23 protein-coding genes and 2 pseudogenes are annotated in these 22,829 nt (G+C 70.3%); 15 read left to right on the plus strand and 10 right to left on the minus strand.

All coding sequences use genetic code 11. The features are described 5' to 3' along the window. Positions 1-36: 36 nt before the first annotated feature. On the minus strand, positions 37-495 hold the full coding sequence (locus tag FHU36_RS17795; protein WP_185085101.1) for a hypothetical protein: 459 nt from the start codon (positions 493-495) through the stop codon (positions 37-39). Here FHU36_RS17795 and FHU36_RS17800 point away from each other — a divergent pair. Together FHU36_RS17800 and FHU36_RS17805 are read left to right on the plus strand one after the other, a co-directional pair. Continuing rightward, on the plus strand, positions 469-1,341 hold the full coding sequence (locus FHU36_RS17800; protein WP_185085102.1) for a TetR/AcrR family transcriptional regulator: 873 nt from the start codon (positions 469-471) through the stop codon (positions 1,339-1,341). The two genes, FHU36_RS17795 and FHU36_RS17800, sit on opposite strands and share 27 nt — an antisense overlap. 202 nt (positions 1,342-1,543) lie before the next feature. Continuing rightward, on the plus strand, positions 1,544-2,413 hold the full coding sequence (locus FHU36_RS17805; protein WP_185085103.1) for a GNAT family N-acetyltransferase: 870 nt from the start codon (positions 1,544-1,546) through the stop codon (positions 2,411-2,413). A 414-nt stretch (positions 2,414-2,827) separates the two neighbouring features. Here FHU36_RS17805 and FHU36_RS17810 read toward each other — a convergent pair whose 3' ends face one another. Continuing rightward, positions 2,828-3,163: a winged helix-turn-helix transcriptional regulator gene (locus tag FHU36_RS17810; protein WP_185085104.1), complete on the minus strand. Its 336-nt coding sequence runs from the start codon at positions 3,161-3,163 to the stop codon at positions 2,828-2,830. Positions 3,164-3,227: 64 nt separating this feature from the next. On the opposite strand from FHU36_RS17810, the gene FHU36_RS17815 reads away from it, so the two are divergent. The 3 genes and pseudogenes from FHU36_RS17815 to FHU36_RS17820 all read left to right on the plus strand — a co-directional run bounded on the left by FHU36_RS17815 (position 3,228) and on the right by FHU36_RS17820 (position 5,307). Next, complete coding sequence (locus FHU36_RS17815; protein WP_185085105.1) at positions 3,228-4,070, plus strand: NmrA family NAD(P)-binding protein; 843 nt, start codon at positions 3,228-3,230, stop codon at positions 4,068-4,070. Positions 4,071-4,378: 308 nt separating this feature from the next. Next, positions 4,379-4,507: pseudogene (locus FHU36_RS46825) on the plus strand (hypothetical protein); the annotation flags it as partial. A 233-nt stretch (positions 4,508-4,740) separates the two neighbouring features. Beyond that, positions 4,741-5,307: a dihydrofolate reductase family protein gene (locus tag FHU36_RS17820; protein ID WP_185085106.1), complete on the plus strand. Its 567-nt coding sequence runs from the start codon at positions 4,741-4,743 to the stop codon at positions 5,305-5,307. Between the two features lie 12 nt (positions 5,308-5,319). Here FHU36_RS17820 and FHU36_RS45665 read toward each other — a convergent pair whose 3' ends face one another. After that, on the minus strand, positions 5,320-8,598 hold the full coding sequence (locus tag FHU36_RS45665; protein ID WP_312891668.1) for an AfsR/SARP family transcriptional regulator: 3,279 nt from the start codon (positions 8,596-8,598) through the stop codon (positions 5,320-5,322). Between the two features lie 1,009 nt (positions 8,599-9,607). On the opposite strand from FHU36_RS45665, the gene rsgA reads away from it, so the two are divergent. From rsgA to FHU36_RS44510, 3 genes and pseudogenes are all read left to right on the plus strand, one after another. After that, positions 9,608-10,690: a ribosome small subunit-dependent GTPase A gene (gene rsgA / locus FHU36_RS17830; protein WP_185085107.1), complete on the plus strand. Its 1,083-nt coding sequence runs from the start codon at positions 9,608-9,610 to the stop codon at positions 10,688-10,690. Beyond that, positions 10,687-11,322 (plus strand): annotated as a pseudogene (locus tag FHU36_RS44505) (class I SAM-dependent methyltransferase); the annotation flags it as partial. The gene rsgA and the pseudogene FHU36_RS44505, both read left to right, overlap by 4 nt. 228 nt (positions 11,323-11,550) lie before the next feature. Further along, complete coding sequence (locus FHU36_RS44510; protein WP_246502651.1) at positions 11,551-12,063, plus strand: GNAT family N-acetyltransferase; 513 nt, start codon at positions 11,551-11,553, stop codon at positions 12,061-12,063. A 420-nt stretch (positions 12,064-12,483) separates the two neighbouring features. Here FHU36_RS44510 and map read toward each other — a convergent pair whose 3' ends face one another. Further along, complete coding sequence (map, locus tag FHU36_RS17845; protein ID WP_185085109.1) at positions 12,484-13,251, minus strand: type I methionyl aminopeptidase; 768 nt, start codon at positions 13,249-13,251, stop codon at positions 12,484-12,486. 97 nt (positions 13,252-13,348) lie between these two features. Here map and FHU36_RS17850 point away from each other — a divergent pair, with 97 nt between their 5' ends. Both FHU36_RS17850 and FHU36_RS46375 read left to right on the plus strand, forming a co-directional pair. After that, complete coding sequence (locus FHU36_RS17850) at positions 13,349-13,543, plus strand: helix-turn-helix domain-containing protein (RefSeq protein WP_281394377.1); 195 nt, start codon at positions 13,349-13,351, stop codon at positions 13,541-13,543. 29 nt (positions 13,544-13,572) lie between these two features. After that, entirely contained in the window at positions 13,573-13,761 is a 189-nt protein-coding gene (locus FHU36_RS46375; RefSeq protein ID WP_376774168.1) for a Tn3 family transposase, read from the plus strand. Positions 13,762-14,171: 410 nt separating this feature from the next. Here the strand turns inward: FHU36_RS46375 and FHU36_RS46830 are convergent, their stop codons facing one another. The 6 genes from FHU36_RS46830 to FHU36_RS17880 form a co-directional block, all read right to left on the minus strand. Next, positions 14,172-14,312 (minus strand): DUF6192 family protein, encoded by a 141-nt coding sequence (locus FHU36_RS46830; RefSeq protein WP_376774169.1) that lies wholly within the window; start codon positions 14,310-14,312, stop codon positions 14,172-14,174. Positions 14,313-14,468: 156 nt separating this feature from the next. Next, positions 14,469-15,059: a TetR/AcrR family transcriptional regulator gene (locus FHU36_RS17860; protein ID WP_185085111.1), complete on the minus strand. Its 591-nt coding sequence runs from the start codon at positions 15,057-15,059 to the stop codon at positions 14,469-14,471. 128 nt (positions 15,060-15,187) lie between these two features. Further along, the gene (locus tag FHU36_RS17865) at positions 15,188-16,201 is read right to left on the minus strand and encodes an NADP-dependent oxidoreductase (RefSeq protein ID WP_185085112.1); all 1,014 of its coding nucleotides are present in this window, start codon (positions 16,199-16,201) and stop codon (positions 15,188-15,190) included. A gap of 77 nt (positions 16,202-16,278) precedes the next feature. Beyond that, positions 16,279-16,461 (minus strand): hypothetical protein, encoded by a 183-nt coding sequence (locus FHU36_RS17870; protein WP_221496415.1) that lies wholly within the window; start codon positions 16,459-16,461, stop codon positions 16,279-16,281. Between the two features lie 74 nt (positions 16,462-16,535). Then, positions 16,536-17,351 carry an oxidoreductase gene (locus tag FHU36_RS17875; protein ID WP_185085113.1) on the minus strand — a complete coding sequence of 272 codons (816 nt, stop codon included), beginning with the start codon at positions 17,349-17,351 and terminating at the stop codon, positions 16,536-16,538. 907 nt (positions 17,352-18,258) lie between these two features. Next, on the minus strand, positions 18,259-18,723 hold the full coding sequence (locus FHU36_RS17880) for a MarR family winged helix-turn-helix transcriptional regulator (protein WP_221496416.1): 465 nt from the start codon (positions 18,721-18,723) through the stop codon (positions 18,259-18,261). A 96-nt stretch (positions 18,724-18,819) separates the two neighbouring features. Here FHU36_RS17880 and FHU36_RS17885 point away from each other — a divergent pair, with 96 nt between their 5' ends. The 5 genes from FHU36_RS17885 to FHU36_RS17905 all read left to right on the plus strand — a co-directional run bounded on the left by FHU36_RS17885 (position 18,820) and on the right by FHU36_RS17905 (position 22,801). Then, on the plus strand, positions 18,820-19,188 hold the full coding sequence (locus FHU36_RS17885) for a VOC family protein (RefSeq protein ID WP_185085114.1): 369 nt from the start codon (positions 18,820-18,822) through the stop codon (positions 19,186-19,188). A gap of 365 nt (positions 19,189-19,553) precedes the next feature. Further along, positions 19,554-19,859, plus strand: a complete 306-nt coding sequence (locus FHU36_RS17890; RefSeq protein WP_185085115.1) for a hypothetical protein — start codon at positions 19,554-19,556, stop codon at positions 19,857-19,859. A 320-nt stretch (positions 19,860-20,179) separates the two neighbouring features. Continuing rightward, positions 20,180-20,764 carry an RNA polymerase sigma factor gene (locus FHU36_RS17895; RefSeq protein WP_246502487.1) on the plus strand — a complete coding sequence of 195 codons (585 nt, stop codon included), beginning with the start codon at positions 20,180-20,182 and terminating at the stop codon, positions 20,762-20,764. After that, positions 20,764-21,822 carry a CU044_5270 family protein gene (locus FHU36_RS17900; protein WP_185085116.1) on the plus strand — a complete coding sequence of 353 codons (1,059 nt, stop codon included), beginning with the start codon at positions 20,764-20,766 and terminating at the stop codon, positions 21,820-21,822. The genes FHU36_RS17895 and FHU36_RS17900 overlap by 1 nt, the downstream gene beginning before the upstream one ends. A gap of 97 nt (positions 21,823-21,919) precedes the next feature. After that, positions 21,920-22,801: a hypothetical protein gene (locus tag FHU36_RS17905; RefSeq protein WP_185085117.1), complete on the plus strand. Its 882-nt coding sequence runs from the start codon at positions 21,920-21,922 to the stop codon at positions 22,799-22,801. Positions 22,802-22,829 lie beyond the last annotated feature (28 nt).

Raw genomic sequence — 22,829 nt, forward strand, 5'->3', positions numbered from 1 at the left:
CTGCCCGGCGGCCTTGATCCGCGCGGCCCGCTCCACCTACTTGCTCGGGCGTGTTCCGCCGCTCCGGGGACGCGACCTGCTGAACCATCCGACATAGGTGAGCCACAGGCCCACCAGCGCCAACAGCCCGAAGAAGCCTCTGGCCGCGGCGAGCGGGCCCGACTCCAGAGTCACGGCATCGACGGTGTCCTGCACCACTGACGTGGTGGCGATCAGTCCCAGACCGCGCAGCGCCACGAACCAGCCGAACAGGGACACCGTGACCGCGGCGGGCCCACGCCAGTTCCGGTGCCCGCCGATGATGACCAACCCTCCGGCGAGCATCACGGCGCCGAGGATCCACACGTTGGCCGCATCGGCGAACAGGTCGCCGATCAGTGCGGTCATGTCGGGCAGCCGGATCGCGAGGACCGTGGTGAAGATCGCTATGTAGGGCCCGAGCACCCGCGCGAACGCTCGAGTGCGCAGGTGGGGGTCGATGCCGATCTCGGACATGGATACACTCCTCGATTCATAAACCGCTGGTCGGTTTATGAAAACGGTACGCTTCTCTCCCAGGAGCGTCAACCGACCTCCAGATCGCGAGTAGTGGCCCAGGATGGTTGGCTGGGACCCTGCGAAAGGGGAGCGATGGCGCGACGAGTCAACCCGGAGGAGTACGCCGCCCGGCGGGCCCAAATCCTTGCTGCCGTCTTTGAGCTGATCCAGGACAAGGGCTATCAGGAGATGACGATCTCCGATGTGCTGACCGCGCTCGGCATCTCCAAGGGCGCCTTCTATCACTACTTCGACTCGAAGCGGGCGCTGCTCGACGGCATCGTGGAGATGATGACGGCCGATGCGTTCGGCGTGATCCAGGGTGTCGTGTCGGATCCGTCGCTCGATGCGGTGACCAAACTGCGGACCTACCTCGCCTCCGCGGTCGCCTGGAAGGCCGCTCACGACATGGAACTGGCGGCGATCGCGCGGATCTGGCGGCACGAGAACAACACGGTGCTCAAGCAGCGGATCAGCGACGTGTCGGTGCGGACTCTGGCCCCGTTGATCGCCGTGATCATCCGCCAGGGCAGAGCGGAAGGGGTGTTCGACGCGACGTACCCGGAGGAGGCGGCCACGATCATCGCCGGGATGGGGCTGCACCTCGGAGACGCCTTGATCGACGCCTTCACCGGACCGGTGGACAGCTCCTCCGAGGACCGCCGTGAAGTCCTCGTCCAGGCCTACCTCGAAGCCCTCGAGCGGATCCTGGGTGCCACGCCGCGATCCCTGACCTCCCTGACGACGCAGATCGCCGGCGCGGTGACGTTCACCGGCCGGCCGGGTTCACGAGAAGTGGGCTGAGCCCCCGGCTCGTGCAGATCCGGCGCGCCTCATCAGTGGTCATCGCCGTCATGGACAGCGGTCTTGGCGTGTCACCAGCCGCAGACGAGCGTGTTCGGGCAGGTCAGTGGCCGGGTGCGTACATGATCACGACGACGCCGATCCCTGACTGCCGGAGGGAAATTCGGGTGCGGAGGGTCGGGGGGTGGTGTGTGATCGAGGGATGGCGATCGAGATGGGTAGGCCGGGGGCCGACGGGCTCGGTGACGTGGTGCGGGTGCTGGGGGAGTGGCAGCACGACGGATGGCCCGTGCAGCTGCACCCGGGGGATGTGGGGTGGTTCTGGCGGTTCGGTGCGGAGCGGACGGCGGAGGCTACGCGGACCTGGAGTCGGGCTGGGGAGGTTCTGGCGGTCGGGCTGCTGGACGGTGCGGAGTTGCTGCGGTTGGCGTTCGCGCCGGAGGCGTTGCGGGACGAGGAGCTCGCGCGGCAGGTGGTCGAGGACGTGTCGGCGCCTGAGCGTGGTGTGCTGCTCGAGGGCAAGGTGCACGTCGAGGCGCCGATGGGCGCGCTGGTCCAGGACCTGTTGTTCGAGGACGGCTGGGAGAGTGGCGAGCGGTGGACACCACTTCGGCGTGACCTCGGCGCGCCTGTGCCGGATCCCGGCGTTCGCGTCGAGATGATCGGGCCGCCACAGGTGCACGAGTGGGCCGCGGTCCTGCGGGCGTCGTTCGACGGGTCGACGTTCACCGACGAGCGCTGGCACGCGATGGCGGCAGGTGCGCCGTATGTCGACGCGCGGTGCCTGGTCGTTCGCAGTGAGCAGGGCGAGGCGGTCGCGGCCGTGACGGTGTGGTCGGCGGGTGAGGGCAAGCTGGGGCTGATCGAGCCGATGGGGGTGCACCGGGCACACCGTGGTCACGGTTACGGCCGAGCGATCACGGTCGCCGCGGCGCGCACACTCCAGGAGTTGGGTTCGTCCAGCGTGGTCGTGTGCTGCCCGAGCTCCAACGTCGGCGCCGTCGCCACCTACCGGTCGGCCGGCCTCGAGCAGTTGGCTGAGAGACGAGACCTGTATCGCGACGCTTCCTGAGGCTTTCGGTGTGAGGCCGGGTGTGGCCGGTGATCGCGAGGCCGGTCTCGGGTCCGGGGTGCACGACCATGGACCCTCGCTCGATGTGCCGGTGGAAAGGTGCCTCCACCGCTGCCCGGGCTCGCCAGGCGGCCGGCCGGTCCTCCTTTGGCCGGGCAGCATGGTGCCGGTGGCGCTGCCTGCGCACCTTCGCGTGCAGGGCCGCGACACGGGCGACCGGCTTGGTGGGAGCCGTGTTTCTGGTGAGACAGTTCTCGCTGAGCCGCCGCGAGCCGGTCAGCGGACGCGGCAAGATGACGGCAATGGGCGACCTGCTCGCCCTCGCTGGTGATGACAAGCCAGGCGACGACGCCCTGCGGCAGAGGCCGGCGTCCTCGGCGTGACCGCGTCCGCACCGCCGGGCGGGGGTGTACGTCAGACGGTGGCGTCGGCCTCGGGATTCGGCACCGCCATGGCCCAGGTCCCCATGGCCTCCAGGACGTCGCGCAGCCCCTCGCCGAGAGGGGTGAGTTCGTATTCGACGCGGGGCGGGATCTCCGCGTAGGTGGTGCGCGTCACGATGCCGTGCCGCTCGAACTGGCGCAGCCTGCTGGTCAGGGTGTGGGGGCTGATGCCGGGCAGTGCGTCGCGCAGTTCGGTGAAGCGGTGGGGGCCATGCAGCAGTTCGCGCACGATCAGGGTGGCCCACGGGCCGTTGAGCAGGGTGAGGAATCGGGCGACACCGCACTCGGGAAGACAGGGATCGGTCACACTTTTGACCGTACCCCATTAGTGCAGTTAATGTAACTGGTGCATCGTATGCACTAATGAGGTCATGACCTACGTGATTCACGGCGCCACCGGCGCCCAGGGTGCCCCCGTCGTCGCCGCTCTCGCCGCCGCGGGCAAGTCCGTGACCGCTCTGACCCGCAACCCGGACGCCGTCGTGGACGGCGCGCGAGTGCTGGCCGCCGGATACTCCTCCACGGAGGAACTGACCGAGGCGTACCGGAGCGCCGACGGGGTGTTCGTCCATCTGCCGGTGGTCTCCGAAGAAGACCGCCAGACCTACGCGCGCAACATCGTCGCCGCCGTCCGCGCGGCCCGCCAGGCCCGCGTGGTGTTCTCCACCAGCGGTTACCCGATCGACCCCGCCGGCGACGACGCGGTCTCGTCGCTGGTCAGAGGCCTGGCGGACAGCGGGGTGTCCCACGCGGTGATCGCGCCCGAGCTGTACCTGGAGAACCTGCTCATGCCGTACGTCATCGACACGGTCCGCGAACGGGGCGTGCTGCCCTACCCGATCCGCGCCGACCTCCCCGTCTCGTGGGCGTCGCACCTGGACATCGCCGACGCCGTCGTCGCCCTGTTCGACCGCACGGACGTCACCGGCGTGGTCTCCGTCGGCCAGTACCCGGCGATCACCGGACCGGACCTGGCCGAGGCGTTCGGCGCCCACTTCGGCAAGAACGTGGTCTTCGAGCAGATCACCCCCGAGCAGTTCCGCACCTCCGTGGCGCCCGTGATCGGCGAAGGCCCCGCCGCCGACGTGGCCGGGGCCTACGCGGCCATGAGCACGCTCCCGGACCGCTCGATCGCGCCCGAGAACTCCGCCCAGAAGCTGCTCGGCGTCACCCCCCGCACCACCGGGCAGTGGCTGAGCGACATCGGCCTCTGACCGCAACCACTGTCGGCTTCGGCCGAGTTGGGCAGGCAGGACCTGGCAGACCGCCGTACTCCGTGGGCGGCCTGCCAGGTCCTCGAGAACCGCCGACCGCCCGGCACCAAGGCCCGCACGCCCCACTTCAACACGCTGAACTCGACAGGGAGCCCAGCTGGAGGCCTACGCGCGAACGGAGTTCGGGATCGGCCGCTCCCGTACCTACCGACTCGTGGACCAGGCCGCCACCGCCGAGCAACTGAGCCGAGCCGGACTCCGCGGCGCACCGCTACGGCGCCGGAGTGCTCACGCTGGTCTCCCAGACCATGCTGACGATCTGGGAGCACCCCGAAAGGAGCCGGCCGCAAGGCCCTGGGGCCCCTCTGCCGGGACAGCCCAGCGACACCCCGCCGAACGTGGCGTTCAGCCCGGACGGGCGGATACTGGCCACGGGCGGCCACGACGGGACCGCGCCGCTGTGGGACGTGGCGACGCGGCGCCGCCGCTGTCCATCCAGGACTGGGAGCGCTACGCGCCCGGCGAGCCCTACCGGCCCGCCTGCGCACCCTGAAACGGCCGCCCTCGTCCGTCCCACGGAGATCCGGGGGAGCGGACGGTAAGGAGACGGTAAGGGGCGACCGGCAGGCTTGTGGTCATCGGGAAACACACAGATCAAAGGAGCAGGACGATGCGCAAGCTCATCGAGTCGACATTCGTGTCATTGGACGGCGTCATCGACGACACCCGCCCGTCCACGGCGCCCCGGGCGGAGCCGCACCGCTGGGGCCAGCCGTACTGGGACGAGGACCACGCCGCCTACGCCGGGAAGCTGATGAGCTCGGCCGGCGCCATGCTGTTGGGGCGGGTGACGTACGAGGGGTTCGCGCAGTCCTGGTCGGAGCGGACCGGACCTGACGCCGACCGCATGAACAGCCTCCCCAAGTACGTCGCGTCGCGGACCCTGACCGAGGCCACCTGGAACGCCACCATCCTGCGGGGTGACGTGGCCGAGGAGGTCGCGAAGTTGAAGGAGCAGCCGGGCCCGGACATCCTGAAGTGGGGCACCGGAGAGCTGGACCGCACCCTGGTGGAACACGGCCTGGTCGACGAGTTCCACTTCTGGTACTTCCCGGTCATCGTCGGGGCGGGCAAGCACCTGTTCGAGGGCGCCGGGTTCGACACCACCCACCTGAAGCTGGCCGACGTCGAACGCTTCGGCTCCGGGATCGTCGTCCACGTCTACGTGCCCAAGTAGGCCGCGAGCGCGTCAGCCGGGGTCACCGTCCACCAGGGACCGAGCCTGCTCGGGCGTCAGCTCGGCGCCCCGCGCCAACAGCGCGGCACAGCCGGGAGCGGCGCCCTCCACGGCGGCCGTGATCCGCTCCAGCTCGGCGCGGTCCGAAGCGGACAGTGCCTGACCGGCCCGGCGCCGGGCGCCGGCGGCCGCGCCGAGCAGTTCGGCGGCCAGCGCGGGCCGCCCGCCCCGCACCAGCGCGTCGGCCATGCCCGCCAGCGCCCAGGCCACGCCGGGCGGCGAGCCCAGCTCCCGGGACACGTCGAAACCCTCCCGGTGCCGGGCCAGCGCCGTGGCCGGGTCGCCCCGCTGCCCGGCCAGCAGTCCGAGCTCGACCAGGATCATCGGCAGGTACGGCGGGTGGCCGCCGCCGCTCTGCTGCTCGCGGGCCGACGCCAGCAGCCACCGCAGGTGCTCCTCGGCCGCCTCCGACCGGCCGGACCGGCGGGCCGCGAACGCCAGGCTGATGGCCGCGAACACCTCCCCGACACGCTGTCCCTGCTCGGCGGACAGCCGCCGGGCCCGCTCGGCGTGCTCCATCGCGCTCGCGTAGTCGCCGTCCTGCACGCAGATCCACGCCAGCCAGGCCAGTCGGCCGGCCACGTCGGGCCACAGTCCCAGGTCCTCGGCGATCCGCAGCCCGTCCTTGCTGAGCCTGGCCGCCTCCGCCTGGTCGCCGGTCAGGTCGGCGAGGGCGATCAGCCAGTCGGTGGCCTGGAGCACGCCCCAGTCGTCACCCAGCTCATCGAACAGCTCGGCGCTGCGCCGCGCGTCACGCTCCAGGGCGGCCAGGTCGTGCCGGATGTGCGCGAGCATGGCGCGGGTGCTCAACACCGCCGCCTCGCCCCACCGGTCGCCCGCGGCCCGGAACGTGTCGAGCGCGGGCTCCAGCAGCGCGCCGGTGACCTTCTCGTCGCCGAAGTCGATGACCGCCGTGGCCAGGACCCAGGCGGCTCGGGCCCGCCCGAGCGGGTCCGCCGCCTTCTCGAACCCGTGCAGCGCCGACGCCGCCCGCTCGGGGCCGGCCTGCCCCTGCCGGATCTCCAGGGCGGCGCACCAGGCCTCGGCCGCGGCACGGACCGCGGCGGGCGCCTCGCCCGGCACCGCCAGTGCCGCCGACAGGGCCCGCCGGGCCTCGGCGAGCCGGCCGCGCATCAGCCAGTACCACGCCAGCGCCCCGGTGAGCCGCAGTGCCTGCTCGGCCGCGCCCTCACGCCGGAACGTGTCCAGGGCCGTACGCAGGTTCGCGGCCTCGGCGTCCAGCCGGCGCAGCCATTCCCGCTGGCCGGGACCGCGCAGCAGCCGCTCGCCCCGTTCGGCCAGGGCCAGGTAGTGGTCGGCGTGCCGGCGCCGCAGCGCCGCCTCCTCTCCGGTGTGGCGCAGCCGGTCCAGGCAGTACGCGGAGACCGACTCCAGCAGCCGGAACCGGGATCCGTCACCGCGCATCACCAGCGAACGGTCCACCAGCCCGGCCAGCACCTCCACGGCGTCGTCCCCCCGCCTGGCGACCCCCGCCCCGTCCTCGCGGCGGGCACGCACGTCCTCGGCCGCGTAGCCGGTGTGCGCGGCCCCGGCATCGCCCTCGAAGCGCCCCTCGAAAAGGTCGCCGCACAGCGCCTCGACCGAGTCGAGGGTGCAGCCGCCGGCGTGTACGGCCAGCCGGCACAACACCGCCCGCTCCGCCGCGTCCAGTAGCTGCCAGCTCCAGTCGATCACCGCGGCGAGCGTGCGCTGCCGGACGGGCGCGTCCCGCGGGCCAGAGCCCAGAAGCCCGAACCGGTCGCGGGGCACCCGCAGCCGGGCCGCCAGCTCGGACACCCCCAGCGCGGGCACCCGGGTGGCGGCCAGCTCCAGCGCCAACGGGAGGCCGTCCAGCCGCCGGCACACCTCGGCGACCCTGGCGGCGGTCTCCGGCGCCGGCTCCAGCCCGGCGCGGGTCAGGAACAGCCGGACGGCGGGGGAGCCGGCCAGCCGGACCGGGTCGTCGGTGTCGGGGACGTCCAGCGGCGGCAGCTCCCAGCGGGCCTCGCCGCGCAGCCGCAGCGGCTCACGGCTGGTGGCCAGGACCCGCAGGCCGGACGCCGCCGGCAGCAGCGCCCCGGCCAGCGCGGCCGCCGGCTCCACCACGTGTTCGCAGTTGTCCAGCACCAGCAGGGTTCGCCGCTCGCGCAGCACGGCGGCCAGCCGCTCGGTCGCGGGCCTGGCGTCGCCCGGCGGATCCGGGATGGACAGCACGGACAGGACCAGCTCGGCGAGGTCGCCGGACCCGTCCCAGGCTGTCAGGTCGACCAGCCACGCGCCGTCCGCGTGGGCGTTCGCCAGGGTGCGGGCCACCGCCAGGGCCACGCTGGTCTTGCCCACCCCGCCCGGCCCTGTGACGGTGACCAGCCGGCCGGTCGCCAGCAGTTCGCGCACCCGCTGGACGGCATGCTCCCGCCCGATCAGCTCGGTCACCGGCGCCGGCAGGTTGCCGGTGGGCCGGACCGGCCGCGCAGACGGCGCGTCCTCGGACGGGTCGCCGGCCAGGATGGCCCGGTGCAGCGCGGCCAGCTCCGGGCCCGGGTCCAGGCCCAGTTCCTCGGCCAGCCGGCACCGCAGCTCCCGAAAGCTTTCGAGCGCCTCACTCGCCCGGCCGGCCCGGTAGAGGGCCCGCATGTGGGCCGCGCGCAGCCGCTCGCGGTAGGGATGCCTCGCGACGAGCTCGCCCAGCTCGCCGACCAGCTCCTGATGGCCGCCGAGCTCCAGCCGGGCCTCGGCGTACGCCTCGGTGGCGGCCAGCCGCTGCTCCTCCCACCTGGCCACGGTCGTCCGGGCGAACCCCTCGTCGGCGAAGTCGGCCAGGGCCGGGCCCCGCCACAGGGCGAGCGCGTCGGCGAGCAGCCCGGTCCTGGCCCGCGGGTCGCCTGCCGCCCGAGCCTGCCCGGTCAGGGTCTCGAACCTCTCCGCGTCCACGGCACCGGGCGCGGCCCGAAGCGCGTACCCCGGCGCCTGGGACACCACCAACTCCCGGCCGCCCGGCTCGACGGCGGCCAGGGCGCGGCGCAACTGCGAGACCCGCACGTGCAGCGCCGCCATGGGGTCGACCGGGGGTTTCTCACCCCACAGGTCGTCGACCAGCCGGTCCACCGACACCGCCCGCCTTTCGTGAACCAGCAGGTCGGCGAGCAGAACCCGCACCATGCGCCCGCGGATCGTGACCGGCTCGCCCCGGTCGGTCCACACGGCCAGCGGCCCCAGCACCTCGAATCGCACCACCCAAGGCTACGGAACTCCATCCCGGCGCCCGGAAGCGCGATCGCTCCGGGCCTCCCGCACCGAGGTGCCGTTCTCGGGTCATCCTCGACGTCCCGGGGAGCGGGCCGGTCGAGCAGCGTCGTGAGGTCACCGACGTCAGCCTCCCGTTCGTCTCGTTCCGCTGCACCTACCGGTTCCTGTCGGACGGCGCGGTCGTCACCTCCGACTCGACCCTCCGGTTCCGCAGCCGCGACGAGGTGGAATCTGATCTGCTCGCCCATGGCCACCGAGTGCTGGACGTGCGGGAAGCCCCTGATCGTCCAGGCCGTGAGTTCGTGTTCATCTCCGAGCGCATGGCCTCCCCGCCCCTCGACGGGAGGCGGTCGGGAACCGTCCTGCCGGACCGCTGGCTCCGGCGCTGTGGCCGGACGGGAGCCGAGAGCGCAGCCGGACCCCCAGAACCACAGGAGAGCCGCGACGGCGAGGGTCCCGCGAGCCACCGCCGCTGACGTGTGACCTGACGTCGGCGCACCCGGGGCCGAGGGGTTGAGACGTCTGGTCACATCAATAAATCTACTTTGTAAAGGACGGGGGTTACGATGTCCCCGGCTCCATAATCAACACAACCTCGCGACGACCGCCCAGCGCACCGGCCACACCCGCGTCTGCATCGACATGACCAGCTGTTCGGCCACTACACCTACGAGCATCTGGTCCGCGGACCGGCAGTGGGATACCTCGCGAAGGCGTACGAGTTCCGCCGGGACGCACGTCATGGACGGCTACCGTCACAGGCGCGCTGGTGGCGTGCTAGGGTTCTGATCGTTTGGTGTCGGATTCCTGGATGAGAAGGGGGGTGAGGTTTAATGACCGCGGTGAAGACCGCTGCCGTGCGCAGCGCCCGGACATTCCTCACGTCCCGGGCCCCGGTCTGACCCACTTCTTCCCCTTGCCGTGAGTCGTTCGGCTCACCCGGCAGGGTGGTGTCTGCGTCTCGTCGGGGCCCCTTCCCGCAAGGTGTCTCACGTTGCAAAACCTCTTCAGGGATCCATCCAACCTCGGCCTGTCCCGGTACGGATGGACCGAAACACTCGACAACGACTTCGCCGAACACCGCGAGGCCGGCCTGGTGCCGGCGCGGATCGCGCGTGTGGACCGCGGCCTGTGCGACGCGGTCACCGAGTCCGGCCCGGTGCGTGCCGGGCTCACGGCGCTGTACTCGCCCGATCCGCTCCTGGCGCCCTGCACCGGCGACTGGGCGGCGCTGCGCCCGGGGCCCGCTCCGGAACTGGTGGCCCTGCTGCCGCGTAGTAGCACGATCGTGCGTTCGTCCGCCTCCCGGTCCTCCCACGGGCAGCTTCTCGCGGCCAACGTCGATACCGTCGTCATCGCCGTCTCTCTCACCGTCGCGCTGGACGCGGCCCGGCTGGAGCGGCTGCTGGCGCTGGCGTGGGACAGCGGCGCCCGGCCGCTGATCGTGTTGACCAAGGCGGATCTGGCCGCCGACGCCGCCGCCGTGCACGCTGAGGCGAGTGCGCTGGCACCGGGCGTGGACATCCTGGTCACCAGCGTGACCACCGGTCAGAACATCGATGTGCTGACCGCCTTGCTGAACGGCACCACGGTCCTGCTCGGCCCTTCGGGCGCGGGCAAGTCCAGTCTCGGCAACGCGTTGCTCGGTGACGAGGTGCTGGCCACCGGCGAGGTGCGGGCGCAGGACGGAAAGGGTCGCCACACCACCGTCCGCCGCGAGCTGGTTCCCCTTCCCGGTGGCGGTGTCCTCATCGACACGCCCGGCCTGCGCGGGATCAGCCTCTACGACGCCGCCGACGGTCTGGAACAGGTCTTCGCCGAGATCGAACGCCTCAGCGAGGACTGCCGCTTCGGTGACTGCGGCCACGACACCGAACCGGGTTGCGCCGTCCAGGCCGCCATCCGGGCGGGTGAGTTGACCGAACGCCGTCTCAACAGTTATCGCAAGCTGTTGCGCGAGAACGCGTGGGCGGCCTCGCGCACCGATGCCCGGCTGCGCGGCGAGCGGACCAACCGGCAGAAGGCCATCACCACCCATCTGCGCGCGACCTACAAGTTCAGGGACCAGCAGTCATGACCGACCGCGTCCCGCCGGGCGGGCGCGGCTCCGCGCCTGCCCGTGTGCCGCAAGGAACGGCATCCGACGTTCGCGGCGCCTCGCCCGATCCGATCACCGACCCCGGCGTGGCGGCGTTCTTCGCCCTGCACCATGGCCTGCCCCGCCAGGGTCCCGGCTCCGACGCGACCACCCGTCGCCTGCTGGCCATGGCCGGGCCGCTTCCGCCGCGTCCGCGTGTGCTGGACATCGGCTGCGGGCCGGGCCGGGCCTCGCTGCTGCTGGCACAGGAGGTCGCCGCCGAGGTCACCGCGGTCGACGTGCATCGGCCGTTCCTGGACGAGCTGACGCGCGCCGCCGCTGCCCGGGGCGTCGGCCACGCCATTCGCACGGTCGAGGCGTCGATGGCGGATCTGCCCTTTCCTGATGGGAGCTTCGACCTGATCTGGGCCGAAGGATCCGTCTACAACATCGGTTTCGACACCGCGCTGCACTCCTGGCGGCGGCTGCTCGCCCCTGGTGGCACGCTGGTCGTCACCGAATGCGAGTGGACCGCCGATTCCCCGTCCGTCGAGGCACAGGTGTTCTGGGAGCGGCACTACCGGCTGCGCACCCAGGCCCGGAACGCGGCCGCAGCGCGCGATGCCGGATATGACGTCGTCGCGTCGTACCCGCTTCCCGACAGCGACTGGTTCGGGGAGTACTACACGCCGCTTTCCGAACGAGCCGGCGCGGCCGACTTGACCGTGCCCGGGATGCGTGAGGCGGTCGCGGCCACCCTGCAAGAGATCATCCTGCGTCGTGAACATGGCGCGGACTACCAGTACACCGGTTACGTCCTGCGCCCGCAGGCGAGCACAGAAACGGATTTGAGCACTCCCATGACCACCTCCTGGATCACTCGTCCCGAGACCGCCGCCGACCTCGCCCAGATCCGCGAGGTCAACCTCGCCGCCTTCCCCACCTCTCACGAGGCCGACCTGGTCGAGGCCCTGCGCGCCGACTCGCAGGCGTGGATTCCCGGCCTGTCCTGGGTCACCGAGGCCCCTGACGGCTCCATTGCCGGATTCGCGCTGTTCACGCGCTGTCACGTCGACGGCTCTGCGGCGCTCACCCTGGGCCCGTGCGCCGTCAGGCCTGAGTACCAGCGGTCGGGTGCCGGTTCGGCCGCCATCCGCGCGGGGCTGCAGGCGGCGCGTGAGCAGGGGGAGAACCTCGTGCTCGTGCTCGGTCACGCCGAGTACTATCCGCGTTTCGGTTTCACCCCGGCCTCCGGCTACGCCATCCGGCCGCCTTTCGAGGTGGAGGACAAGTACATGATGGCGCTTGTCTTCGACCCGAACGTGTCCGTGCCGACCGGTACCATCCGCTATCCGGCGGCGTTCGGCGTCTGATCTCCGTCGCTGGACAAGGAGACGACGCCTGAGGTGGGCGGTCTGCGGGCGATGGAGGCATGTCGTTTGCAGGCCGCCACGCTCCGCGCGTTCAACCTTCGCTGACAGCGCTCCGAAAGCACGCCGCCCGCTCCGTCCTGACGGGGCGGGCGGCCTGGGGCTGAGGAACATCCGTGTCAGATCGTGTGCTGAGGGTTCGGTGGGCTGTTTGGCGCTTTGACCTGGGGGATTGAGCGGCGGAAAGAAGCTGCTGGGCGGCGAGGTGTGGGAGCAGGTGAGGCCCGCCGTGCCGGCTTCCCTGAAATGGACCTCGCGCGGATCGAGCGGTCTTGGGAGGACATCCTGCGGGTCATCGGCTCCATCCACACCGGAGCCGTCCGCGCCTACGACGTCATTCGTGCCGGATGGGCGGCGCGAAGGTCAAGGCAGGGTCAGAATGCGGGGGCCCTGGTCGGTGATGGCGACGGTGTGCTCGATGTGGGCGGCCCGGCTGCCGTCGGTGGTGTGCAGGGTCCAGCCGTCGGTGCCGGTGCGGTAGGTGTTCTGCCCGCCGGCCATGAGCATGGGTTCGATGGCGAGGACCAGGCCGTGGCGGAGGGGGAAGCCGCGGCCGGGGCGTCCGCGGTTGGGGACGTGGGGGTCTTCGTGCATGCGGCGGCCGATGCCGTGGCCGCCGAAGTCGGCGGGCATGCCGCAGCCCGCTTTGCGGGCGACGGTGTCGATGGCGTGGGAGATGTCGCCGATGCGGCTGCCGACCTGAGCGGCAGCGATGCCGGCGTCGAGGGCCTGTTGGGTGGCGTCGATCAGGTGGAGGTCCTTGGGGCGTGGAGTTCCGACGGTGAAGGTGATGGCCGCGTCGCCGGCCCAGCCGTCGAGCTGGGCGCCGCAGTCGATGCTCACCAGGTCGCCGTCGCGCAGTCGGTAGCTGGTGGGGATGCCGTGCGACACGGCGTCGTTGACGGAGGTGCAGATCACGGCGGGGAAGGGGACCGGGGCGAAGGACGGCCGGTACCCGAGGAATGGGGAACCGGCCCCCGCCTCGGCCAGAACCTCGCGGGCCGCCTCGTCGAGTTCCTGCAGGGACACTCCGACGCCGGCTGCTTTTTGGACTGCGGCCAGGGCGTGGGCCACCACGCGTCCGGCTTCTCGCATCGCGTCCATCGCGGCATCGGTCTTGATCTCCACCATGTGCTGTCTCCGTCTCAATCGGGTCCAATACTTATACCGGTATTAGTATCACGGTCATGGTGGGGAACGGGAACGCGGCGAGCGGTTCGGCTCGCTGCTGCGGCAGGTATGCGGCAGCCGGAGCATGGCGGAGGCCGCCGCGGCAGGAGTTTCCGCCGAGACGCTGCGCAAGATCGAAACCGGCAGGGTCCCGACCCCTGCCTTGTTCACCATCGCAGCCCTGGCCTCGGCGTTGCGCGAGTCTCTGGATGGGTCGGCGGCCGCGTGCGCGCACAAATCGAGGGCCTGCTGAAGAACACCTCCGAGGTGAGGCTGACCACCGTGCACGCCGACGCCCAGGGCCAGTCCCAGCCGGTGTTCGCGCTCGCGCACCTGCTGGGCTTCGACCTGATGCCCAGGATCAGGAACTGGAAGGGCCGACCTTCTATCGGCCGTCGAAGGAGACCGAGTACGTGCACATCGATGCGCTGTTCGGCGAGCCGAGCAAGAACGTCATCGACTGGGACCTGATCGAGTCCCAGTTCTGGCACCTGATGCGGGTGGCCATCTCCGTCAGGGAGTCGGATGCCCCGCTGCGCCGTTGGGTGACCGCGGCGACGCTCTGCTCACGAACGCGGTCATTTTTCACAACGCCCTGGACATCGCCGAGATCGTCCGCCAGCTGCCGGCAGAGGGCTGGACGATTGAGCCGGAAGAGTTGCCCACATCTCGCCGTACCTGACCGAGCACATCAACCGGTTCGGCGAGTACAGCACGCATGAACTCGGCATCCAGCCGGAGGCGTACGACCCGAAGTTGGACGTGGATTTCACCCCGCTGCGCGAGCACGACCTGACCGCTGCCGGCCTTGGCCAGGCCGCCTGAAAGACGAGGATCGGGGCCGGCGCAGGAAGTCTGTCGCCACCCGCGCGGCCACCTGCTCAGTCGTAGACCGCCTCCACCTTCTCCTGAACCGACCGAGGAGTCTCCACCCGCCAGCCCACCAGCCGTTTCGCCGCGTCCCCCGTCCACTCGAACTTCCCCGTCCGCGGATGCCTGGGTGGGTTCAGGATGCGCTCGATCTCCTCGTACGCGTGCGTGAGACACTCCCGACCTTCGTGCCTGTGGGCATCAGGCCACCCCCTGCGGCGCGGGGCGCCAGCTCTCCTCCCGCCGGCGACAAGCCCCGGCCCACTCCACGCCTGAGCATGCGTGTACGAGCCTTCCGATTCAGGTTCTCAGCGGGACTCCTGTGCGCTGAGCAGAGTGAGGGCGTTGTGGATGCCCTCTTCGAGGAGTTCGTCGGAGAGTCGCCGGTCGGCCAGGGCGCGGGAGAGCTGCAGCGTCCCGACCATCATGGCGTAGACGCTGAGGATCCTCGTGTGCACCGAGCGCGGATCGGCGGGCGCCAGGCGAGCGGCGATACCGTCGATGACGGCGAGCACGCCGTCGGTGTACGCCTGCTTGGTCTCGTCCGCGCAGCGCCCGATCTCATCGAGGAGTGCCGCGGAGGGGCAGCCGTCGTCGGGACTGTCGCGGTGCTGGGGCGACAGATACCGCCGTACGATCTGCTCGACTCCGGCGATGCCGGGGGCCGCCTGCTCGATGACGTTCGCGTACTGGGCGCGCAACTGGTCCGCGACTGCGGTGGCCACGAGGTCGTCCTTGGATGCGAAATGGGTGTAGAAGGCGCCGTTGGTCAGTCCGGCGTCCGCCATCAGCGTCGAGATGCCCGAGCCGTCGATACCGTCCCGCTTGAACCGGCGGCCGGCGGTCTCGATGATCCGCTGCCTCGTCGCCTGCTTGTGCTCTTTCCCGTAACGCGCCACGCGCTCGCTCCTTTGTGCGCCGGAAGGGTCGCCTGCGCTTCGCCATCGTATTGGATTGTGAACGTACTCCAATGGTGTGCTGACGGTGTCTTGGAGTACCGACACGCCTTCTCTGCAGCCGGCCCGATTCAGTCGTTGTCGGGCGCCATCGAGATCACGACCTTTCCGGCCGTGGTACGGCCCTGCTCGACGTACGCCATCGCCTTGAGCGTCTGGTCGAAGGGGAACGTTCGGTCGATGACCGGGCGGAGCTGTCCGTTGTCGTACAGGGTGCCGAGTTCACGGAGCTGGGCGCCGCTGGCCTGCATGAAAGAGAACTGATAGCGCACACCCAGGGCCTTGGCCTGCTTGCGCACCTTGCGGCTGAGCGCGGTCATGACCACGCCCATGAACGACGGGGCGTCGAGTTGCCTGGCGAACCCGACGTCCGGCGGGCCGACGACACCGATGGCCAGGCCGCCCGGCTTCAGCACAGTCAGCGACTTCTCGAGGTTCGCCCCGCCGAGGGAGTCCAGCACCAGGTCGTAGCCGGACAGCACCTGCGAGAAATCCTCCTTGGCGTAGTCGACGACGATGTCGGCGCCGAGGCTCCTGACCAACTTCTCGGTGCGGGAGTTCGTGGTCGTCGCCACCGTGGCACCGAGGTGCTTGGCGAGCTGGATGACCGTCGATCCGAGGCCACCGGCACCGGCGTGGATGAGCACCTTCTGACCCGGCATCACGTGGGCGCGGTCGACGAGGATCTGCCAGGCGGTCAAGGCCACCAGCGGCACCGCGGCCGCCTCGCGGAGGGTGAGTGACTCCGGCTTGGGCGAGACGTCGTCCTGGTCAATCGCAATGTACTCGGCGAAGCCTCCGATCCGCAGGTCGCGGGGACGTGCGTAGACCTCGTCGCCGACTGTCAAGTCGCGCACGGCCGACCCGACCTGCGTCACGATGCCGGCGACGTCGTGGCCGAGCACGAACGGAAGCTTGTACTTCAGGAGTCGTTTGAACTCCCCGTTGCGGACCATTTTGTCCAGCGGGTTGATGCTGGTGGCGCTCACTCGGACCAGGACGTCGCCGTCCCCGACGGTGGGCTCGGGAACGTCTGCGGCGCGTAGGCCGTCCTTGCCGTACTTCTCGACGACGAATGCCTTCATATCAGCCATCCCTTTGAGTGATCTTCTCGGTTGCCTTTCGGCGGACGATGCGCATGTCCAGGCAGCTTCCACATCAGCTACCGAGGTGCCGGCGAAGCGTCCACGTCGGCGTAGGTGACGCCTTCCGGCTCGGTCGATGCTGAAGCATGTGTGTCGACGATGTCGCGGGCGACGGCCAGATCGAGTCCCGGTGTCGACGCCTTCGCGGGCACGCTTTCGAGGAACTGCGCGAACTGCTGTGCTTCCGAGCTGATTCCCATGGTGATACTCCTCGTCAGGTCAGAGCTGAACGCCCTTCTCGCGCGCACTGCAGGTCGATGGGCCGGGTGCGACGTCAGCCGGGCATCCGGTTGAATCTGCGGATCTGCTTGTCGAAGATCCCGGCGGGGACGAGGCGTCGCGCGGTGGTGATGCGTGAGGCGAGCGGTCCGGCGGTGTAGCGCAGCCTCGGCTTCGGGGCGGTGGCTGCCGTGACGATCTCCTTGGCGACGACGGCGGGGTCGTCGCCGGTCTTCATCGCCGCAGCGACCACTTCGTCGAAGACACGTCGCCGCTCCGCATACAGCGGCAGCGGGGTGTCGGGCTGCGCGGCATTGGCATCGAAGGCGGTCCGGGTGTAGCCGGGCTCGACGAGCAGGACGCGGACGCCGTGCTCGCGGACCTCGTGGTCCAGGGACTCTGAGTAGCCCTCGATGGCGTGCTTCGCGGCGACGTAGAGGGCCATGTAGGGCTGTGGGATGACGCCGAGGACGGACGAGAGGTTGACGATGCGTCCACGACCCTGGGCGCGCATGTGCGGCAGGACGGCCTTCGTCATGCGGACGTGACCGAAGAAGTTGAGGTTGAAGAGGCTCTGGGCCTGGGCGACGGAGTTCTCCTCGGCGGCGCCGGCCGAGCCGAGACCGGCGTTGTTGACGAGGACGTCGATCCGTCCGAACCGTTCGATCACTTCCTGGACGGCGGCGGTGACGGATTCGTCACTGGTCACGTCGAGGTCGAGGAAGGTCACACCGGCGGGCGGGGTGAGTCCCGAGGTGTTCCGTCCGGTTCCGATCACCTCGAACCCGGCTGTGACGAAGGCGCGAGCGGTTGCGTTACCGATCCCCGATGACGCCCCCGTTACGAGTGCTACCGGCCGATGTGTCGCCATCACAGACTCCCTGTGTCATTGAATTACGATCGTTCAGCTTACGATCGTCAGGTTATAGCGGGACGGCGCGGATGGCAAGGAGCGGCTTCGGTGATCGCCGGGAACCTGCGGCTTGGTGCGGGAGGGGAAAGGGGGCGTTGAAGGCGGCAGGCCACCGATGCAAGCCAGCAGCGGCGCCCGCCGACAGCCGTGCCCCGCGAGGTGTTCCTCGGCAGCCACCCCTACCGGCAGAACCGTGACCTGCTGTGGGGGCCGGTCTCCCGTAGCGACCGCGGCGAGGAGGACAGGGGCTTGGCCTACCGGCCTTCCAAGTAGTCGGCGGCGCGTTCGGCGGCCTCCTCGCGGGGCAGCCTCCGACTCTGACGGGCTGGCGGCCGGTCTCGCCAGTCCACGCCGCTCAGATCTTCAGCGGCCCGCTCCGCTGCCTCAGCCCACGACAACCGCCGCGGTCCCCGCTTGCGACGAGCGTCCCGCCGACGCTCAAGGAAGCGGGCCAGCCAGCCACCGCGCACACCAGAATTCTGCTGATCAATCATGGAGCAAGATCATCCCGTGGTCCCTCTTGGGCCCACCTCGGCGATACCCCTCACGGCTTCAAGATCAACTTATTGCCCCTTTGGCGCGCTTTGCGCACGATCTGGCACAGATGTTCCTCGGGCCCCGGCCTCGTCTGCGCGTATGCGGTCCCGTGTGTGCGGCGAGCGGCGGGTCGTCGTCGCCGAAAGTGACGGCGGCCTGCAGGTACCCCCCGTGTCGCCGTGCTGTTCGAGCACGCTGCCGAAGACGGCGCCAACGCCTCCACCCCGTGTGCCTTCGCGGGTCGCGGTCGGCAACCCCGTCGTCTACGCCAATCTCGGGATCAAGGACTCCGATTCCTGCTCGCGGGTGCCGGTCGCAGCCGGGCCGTTCATTCCTCGCCGAGGGCGGCCGCCATGTGGTCGAGGTCGGTGAGCAGGGCGTCCAGGCGGTGGGCGGGGATCGCTTCGAGCATGCGCCGCTCGACCGCGTAGACCGCCGTGCGCGCAGCCTCCAGGCGGCGCAGTCCTTCCTTTGTGAGGTGCACCGGCAGGACTCGGCCGTGGTCGGCGGCGGCGGGCCTGGTGACCAGGCCGCCCTCCTGCAGGCCCCGCAGCACCACGCTGGAGGACTGGCGGGTGACGAAGGTCCCTCGGGCGAGTTCCGAGCCGGAGATCCCGGGTCGCTCGTCGAGTAGTTCCAGGCATGAGTACTGGGGCACGGTCAGGCCGTGCTCGCGCAGTGTCTGGTCCATCGCGCCGCGCAGCGCCGCGGCGGCCCGCTTGAGCCGGTACCCCACGTGCTCGGTGATGCCTGCGACCTCGTGTGGTGGGACGGGCCTTTCCCTCTCTCTCATGTCAGTATTTTGACATAGGCGGCGGGTTGCGCATACCGTCAGATATGTCAAAGTCCTGACATCAGGACTCGGTTCCAGTCCACCTGGGAGCACTGCATGACCGCCACGATCACCGGTCCCGACTTCCTCGCCCTGCAGGTGCGCGACGTCGAAGCGGCCGCCGCCTTCTTCGAGCAGCACCTCGGCCTGACCCGGGCGCCGGTCGCGCCTCCGCACGCCGTGGTGTTCGCCACCCAGCCGATCCCGTTCGCCGTCCGTGAGCCGCTGCCCGGCGTCGACCTCGACAGCGGACGGCCCGGCCTCGGCGTCGCTCTCTGGCTCGCCGCCGACGACGCCCAGGCCGTGCACGACCGCATCGCCGCCGCGGGCATCCCCATCCTCAGCGCACCGCAGGACGGGCCCTTCGGCCGGATGTTCACCTTCTCCGGCCCCGAGGGCTACGCCCTCACCGTGCACGGCGGCTGACCCCGCGCGGCCCAACCACCCCCTCAGGCTGCCACCTGCTACGGGCTCGCTCGTCGTCGGGTCGAACGGGCAATCGACGTTCAACCGGTGCAAGAAGCCCGCCCGGCGGGCCATCTGGTCGCGGTTCAGGGATCAGGTGGCGTGGCTGGATCAGGTGGACGCCCTGGGCGGCACCGGCGCGTGGTCGGAAGGCATCGCGCCATCCAGCGGATTTCGCGGGTGGGGCTGAGGCGCAAGACACGGTGCTGATCGTGGGCGGCACCCCGGTTCCACCACTGGCGTGACGCGGCGAGCTGGCCTGCTGCCCCTGTGGGGATCCGTCGCTTGAGGACGAGATCGGCGAGGGCTGGCAGCGGCCGATCGCCGTGGACGCCATCCGGCGGCCGCGCGACATCCAGGACGGGGTGGAGGTTCGCGGGGACAACCTCAAGGACAGCACCGTCAGCGTCACGTGGTCTGGGGGGACCAAGGAGACGGTGGTGGCTGCCGTGGGGTGGCTGGATGAGGATCCGATCGGGGAAGGGCTGCCGGTGGGGATGGCTCCTGCCTGGTGCCGTTCGACTGCAGGGGGCTGGGTGCAGTTCGGGGTCAAGGTGCCGTCCGGGCTCGGGACTACGGAGCCGCTGCATGTGCGGATCGCCGCGCAGGCGAATGTGACGCCGGGGGCCTGACTGACGCCGGGGCGGGGTGCGGGCCATGTGGCGCCGGCGTGGATTGGGCCGCGTAGCCGGATGAGCTTGTTCGGGTTGCTGGTCTCTTCGATGCCCCGCCTTTACGGCCTGGTGCATCGCACGTGCGTCGACGCGGACGAGGGTTGCCCGATCATGGTCTGTGGCTGCCACATCTCATTTCGGTGTGGGCGGCCTTCAGCGCGTCCTCCGCGTTGAGGGCGCGTTCTCGCCAGGTCGTTGCGAAGGCGTGCCGGAAATTGGCGTGAAGAAAACCTGCCGAGCGGCGAACACTGGGCGACAGTTGCCTTCGGAAGGACGCCATGACTGCACCACCTGACGCCAACGATGTGATGGAAGACGTCACAGTGGTCGAGCAGTCGCTGGACAATCCCGAGCTTTTCGCCCTCCTGTACGACCGGTACTTCAAGGAGGTCTACCGATATCTGGCCGCCCGGCTCGGCAGCGAGCAGGCCGAGGACCTGGTCGCGGACGCCTTCCTGCTCGCGTTCGACGGCAGGCGCGGCTTCGACCCGCAGCGGGGCACCGTGCGGTCGTGGTTATTCGGCATCGCCACGAATGTCGTGGCCCGGCACCGCCGCAGGGAGGGCCGCCGCCTGAACGCGCTCAGCAAGATCGCGGCTGAGGACTCCGCCGACGGGCACGAGGACCGGGTGACCTCGCAGCTCGCGGCGCAGGCCAGCCGGCCGGAGCTCGTACGGGGGCTGAAGGGCCTGGCGAAGGGCGATCGCGACGTGGTGTTCCTGCTCGTGTTCGGCGGGCTGGGCTACGAGGAGATCGCCACCGCCTTGGACATACCGGCGGGTACCGTCGCGTCCCGGATCAACAGGGCACGCAAGAAGCTGCGCAAGACACTGGGCGACGTCAACCCGATCGGGGAATGGTGATGGACGAGCTGAAGCTGATCGAGGCCGTGTTCGCGGAGCCCGAGCCCACGCGGGAGGCGGCGGCGAAGGGGCGTGAGCGCCTCCTGCGCTTGGCCCGCGGGGCACAGGCGTCACGGTCGCACCGTCCGCGCCGCAGGTGGCCGGCCGCGCCGCCGATCCGGCGCGTCGCCCTGGTCGGCGTCATGGCGGTGATGCTCACCGGCGGAATCGTCGTCACCCAGGTGAGCCTGGGTGGCTCCGATCCGCGTACCCCCGGATACCTGATCGCTGCCCCTCCGGCCGACGCTCAGGCGCTGCTCACCCTGGCCGCGCGGGCCGCCGCGGGCCGACCCGACCCGGTGCCGGCCCGCGGCCAGTACGTCCACACCAGGATGCTGGCCCAGCACAGCCTGTACACCAAGGACGAGTCGGGCCGGACGCTCTACACCAAGGTGCTGGTCAGCGAGGAGCGCTGGGAGGCCGCCGACGTGGGCAAGCCCTGGCTGAGCCGCAGCCAGAACCTGTCGGCCACGGGACCGGCGCCCCGGAAGTACTGGGACCGCGGCGTCGAGGACATCGTGTCCGAGCCGGGAGCCTGTCCCGGACAGCCGGCGTACGCGCGGCTGGGCGCCTGGCCGACGGACCCCGCCCGGGTACGCGCGAAGATCGTGGCCGACACGGGGGAGGAACCGCTGCGCATCTGGCGCTCCCTCCAGAACCTGGTCCGCGAGTCCGTGGTACGGCCCAGCCTGGGCGCCGCGCTGTACCAGGTCGCCGCTGGGCTGGACGGCATGGAGCTCATCGGTGACGCCGTGGACGCCGCCGGCCGCCCCGGCCTGGCCGTCGCCATGGACGAGGGCGACGGCACCCGGTCCGAGCTGATCTTCGATCGGAAGACCTACCGCTATCTGGGCGAGCGCACGGTGAACACCAGGGACCGCAAGGTGAAGGTGTCCTCCGGCGGCGAGTACACCGCGAAGAAGGGCACGGCGACCGGCACCGCCGTGCTCGCCGTCGATCTCGCGCCCAGCTTGCCCGAGGTGTCGCCGAAGGCGTCCCGCATGAAGATCCCCTGCTGAGACTTTCCCCCTGATCCGGCCTTTCCGGCCGTGAGTTCTGTTTCGCATGCCCTCAGATCGAGATCCGGCATGCCCCGAAGGAAGAAGGAGAACATCCATGTTCATCGCCAAGGTGGTCACGGTCACCCTGCTCGCCGGCTCGTTCGGCGCTCTCACCTCGCCGCCGTCGGGGGACGCCGCCGCGTACGAGAAGCAGACGCAGCTGGAGGCCAAGCGCGTCGCCTGCATGACGGAGCGGGGCCTGGACTATGTGGCCTCGCCGGAGCCTCGGTACACGTGGCAGCCCGGGGAGCAGGAGCGGCTCGCGGGTGACCTGGAGGCGCTGCGGGCGTACCGGGCCAGGTACGGCTTCGGCGTCTGGTCCCCGAACGTCTATCCGAAGGACAAGGTCGTCAACCCCGTCCAGCACGAGAACCCGAACAACAAGATGCTGATGTCGCTCTCGGCCGGCCGGCTGAAGAAGTGGCGCGCCGCCGACCAGTCCTGCTTCTCCCAGGCGGTCAAGGAGGTGCTGGGCAAGACCGTCACCTCCCAGGAGGACTACTACGACCAGCTCGAAGCGGCGGTGCGGAAGTCGTTGAGCGTCCTCGACCAGGACAGGCAGCTCGTCCAGCTGGGCAAGCAGTTCGCCGCGTGCCTGGGCGTCAGCCGGACCGAGCCGACGGCGCTGGACGGTCTGAGCCACACGAAGATCGTGCGGCAGGCTTCGGACGTCGCCAAGAAGGCGTGGAAGGGCGAGCTGCCCAAGGCGCCCAAGGGCAAGAGCGTCATCTTCCGGCCGAACCTGAAGCCCGCGGAGGCCAGGCCGTACCTGGACAAGGAGATCCAGGCGGCGCTGAAGGACCTGGAGTGCGGTAAGGACTTCTACCCCGCCTACTCCTCCAAGGCCATGGAGATCACGTCGCGGGTCTACCAGGAGTTCGGCCGGGAGGGCGCGGCCCAGGCGATCCCGTCCCGGATCTACCACAAGCTCGTCTGACGCAGCGCTCCCGGGGGTGCCGCTCGCG

Source organism: Nonomuraea muscovyensis (genome assembly GCF_014207745.1).
Classification (GTDB): domain Bacteria; phylum Actinomycetota; class Actinomycetes; order Streptosporangiales; family Streptosporangiaceae; genus Nonomuraea; species Nonomuraea muscovyensis.

Excerpts from the sequence above, each read along its gene's own strand:
- FHU36_RS17795 (WP_185085101.1), bottom strand. The coding sequence starts at position 495 with ATGTCCGAGATCGGCATCGACCCCCACCTGCGCACTCGAGCGTTCGCG.
- FHU36_RS17805 (WP_185085103.1), top strand. The coding sequence starts at position 1,544 with ATGGCGATCGAGATGGGTAGGCCGGGGGCCGACGGGCTCGGTGACGTG.
- FHU36_RS17815 (WP_185085105.1), top strand. The coding sequence starts at position 3,228 with ATGACCTACGTGATTCACGGCGCCACCGGCGCCCAGGGTGCCCCCGTC.
- FHU36_RS17820 (WP_185085106.1), top strand. The coding sequence starts at position 4,741 with ATGCGCAAGCTCATCGAGTCGACATTCGTGTCATTGGACGGCGTCATC.
- FHU36_RS44510 (WP_246502651.1), top strand. The coding sequence starts at position 11,551 with ATGACCACCTCCTGGATCACTCGTCCCGAGACCGCCGCCGACCTCGCC.
- map (WP_185085109.1), bottom strand. The coding sequence starts at position 13,251 with ATGGTGGAGATCAAGACCGATGCCGCGATGGACGCGATGCGAGAAGCC.
- FHU36_RS17865 (WP_185085112.1), bottom strand. The coding sequence starts at position 16,201 with ATGAAGGCATTCGTCGTCGAGAAGTACGGCAAGGACGGCCTACGCGCC.
- FHU36_RS17870 (WP_221496415.1), bottom strand. The coding sequence starts at position 16,461 with ATGGGAATCAGCTCGGAAGCACAGCAGTTCGCGCAGTTCCTCGAAAGC.
- FHU36_RS17875 (WP_185085113.1), bottom strand. The coding sequence starts at position 17,351 with ATGGCGACACATCGGCCGGTAGCACTCGTAACGGGGGCGTCATCGGGG.
- FHU36_RS17880 (WP_221496416.1), bottom strand. The coding sequence starts at position 18,723 with ATGAGAGAGAGGGAAAGGCCCGTCCCACCACACGAGGTCGCAGGCATC.
- FHU36_RS17885 (WP_185085114.1), top strand. The coding sequence starts at position 18,820 with ATGACCGCCACGATCACCGGTCCCGACTTCCTCGCCCTGCAGGTGCGC.
- FHU36_RS17895 (WP_246502487.1), top strand. The coding sequence starts at position 20,180 with ATGACTGCACCACCTGACGCCAACGATGTGATGGAAGACGTCACAGTG.
- FHU36_RS17900 (WP_185085116.1), top strand. The coding sequence starts at position 20,764 with ATGGACGAGCTGAAGCTGATCGAGGCCGTGTTCGCGGAGCCCGAGCCC.
- FHU36_RS17905 (WP_185085117.1), top strand. The coding sequence starts at position 21,920 with ATGTTCATCGCCAAGGTGGTCACGGTCACCCTGCTCGCCGGCTCGTTC.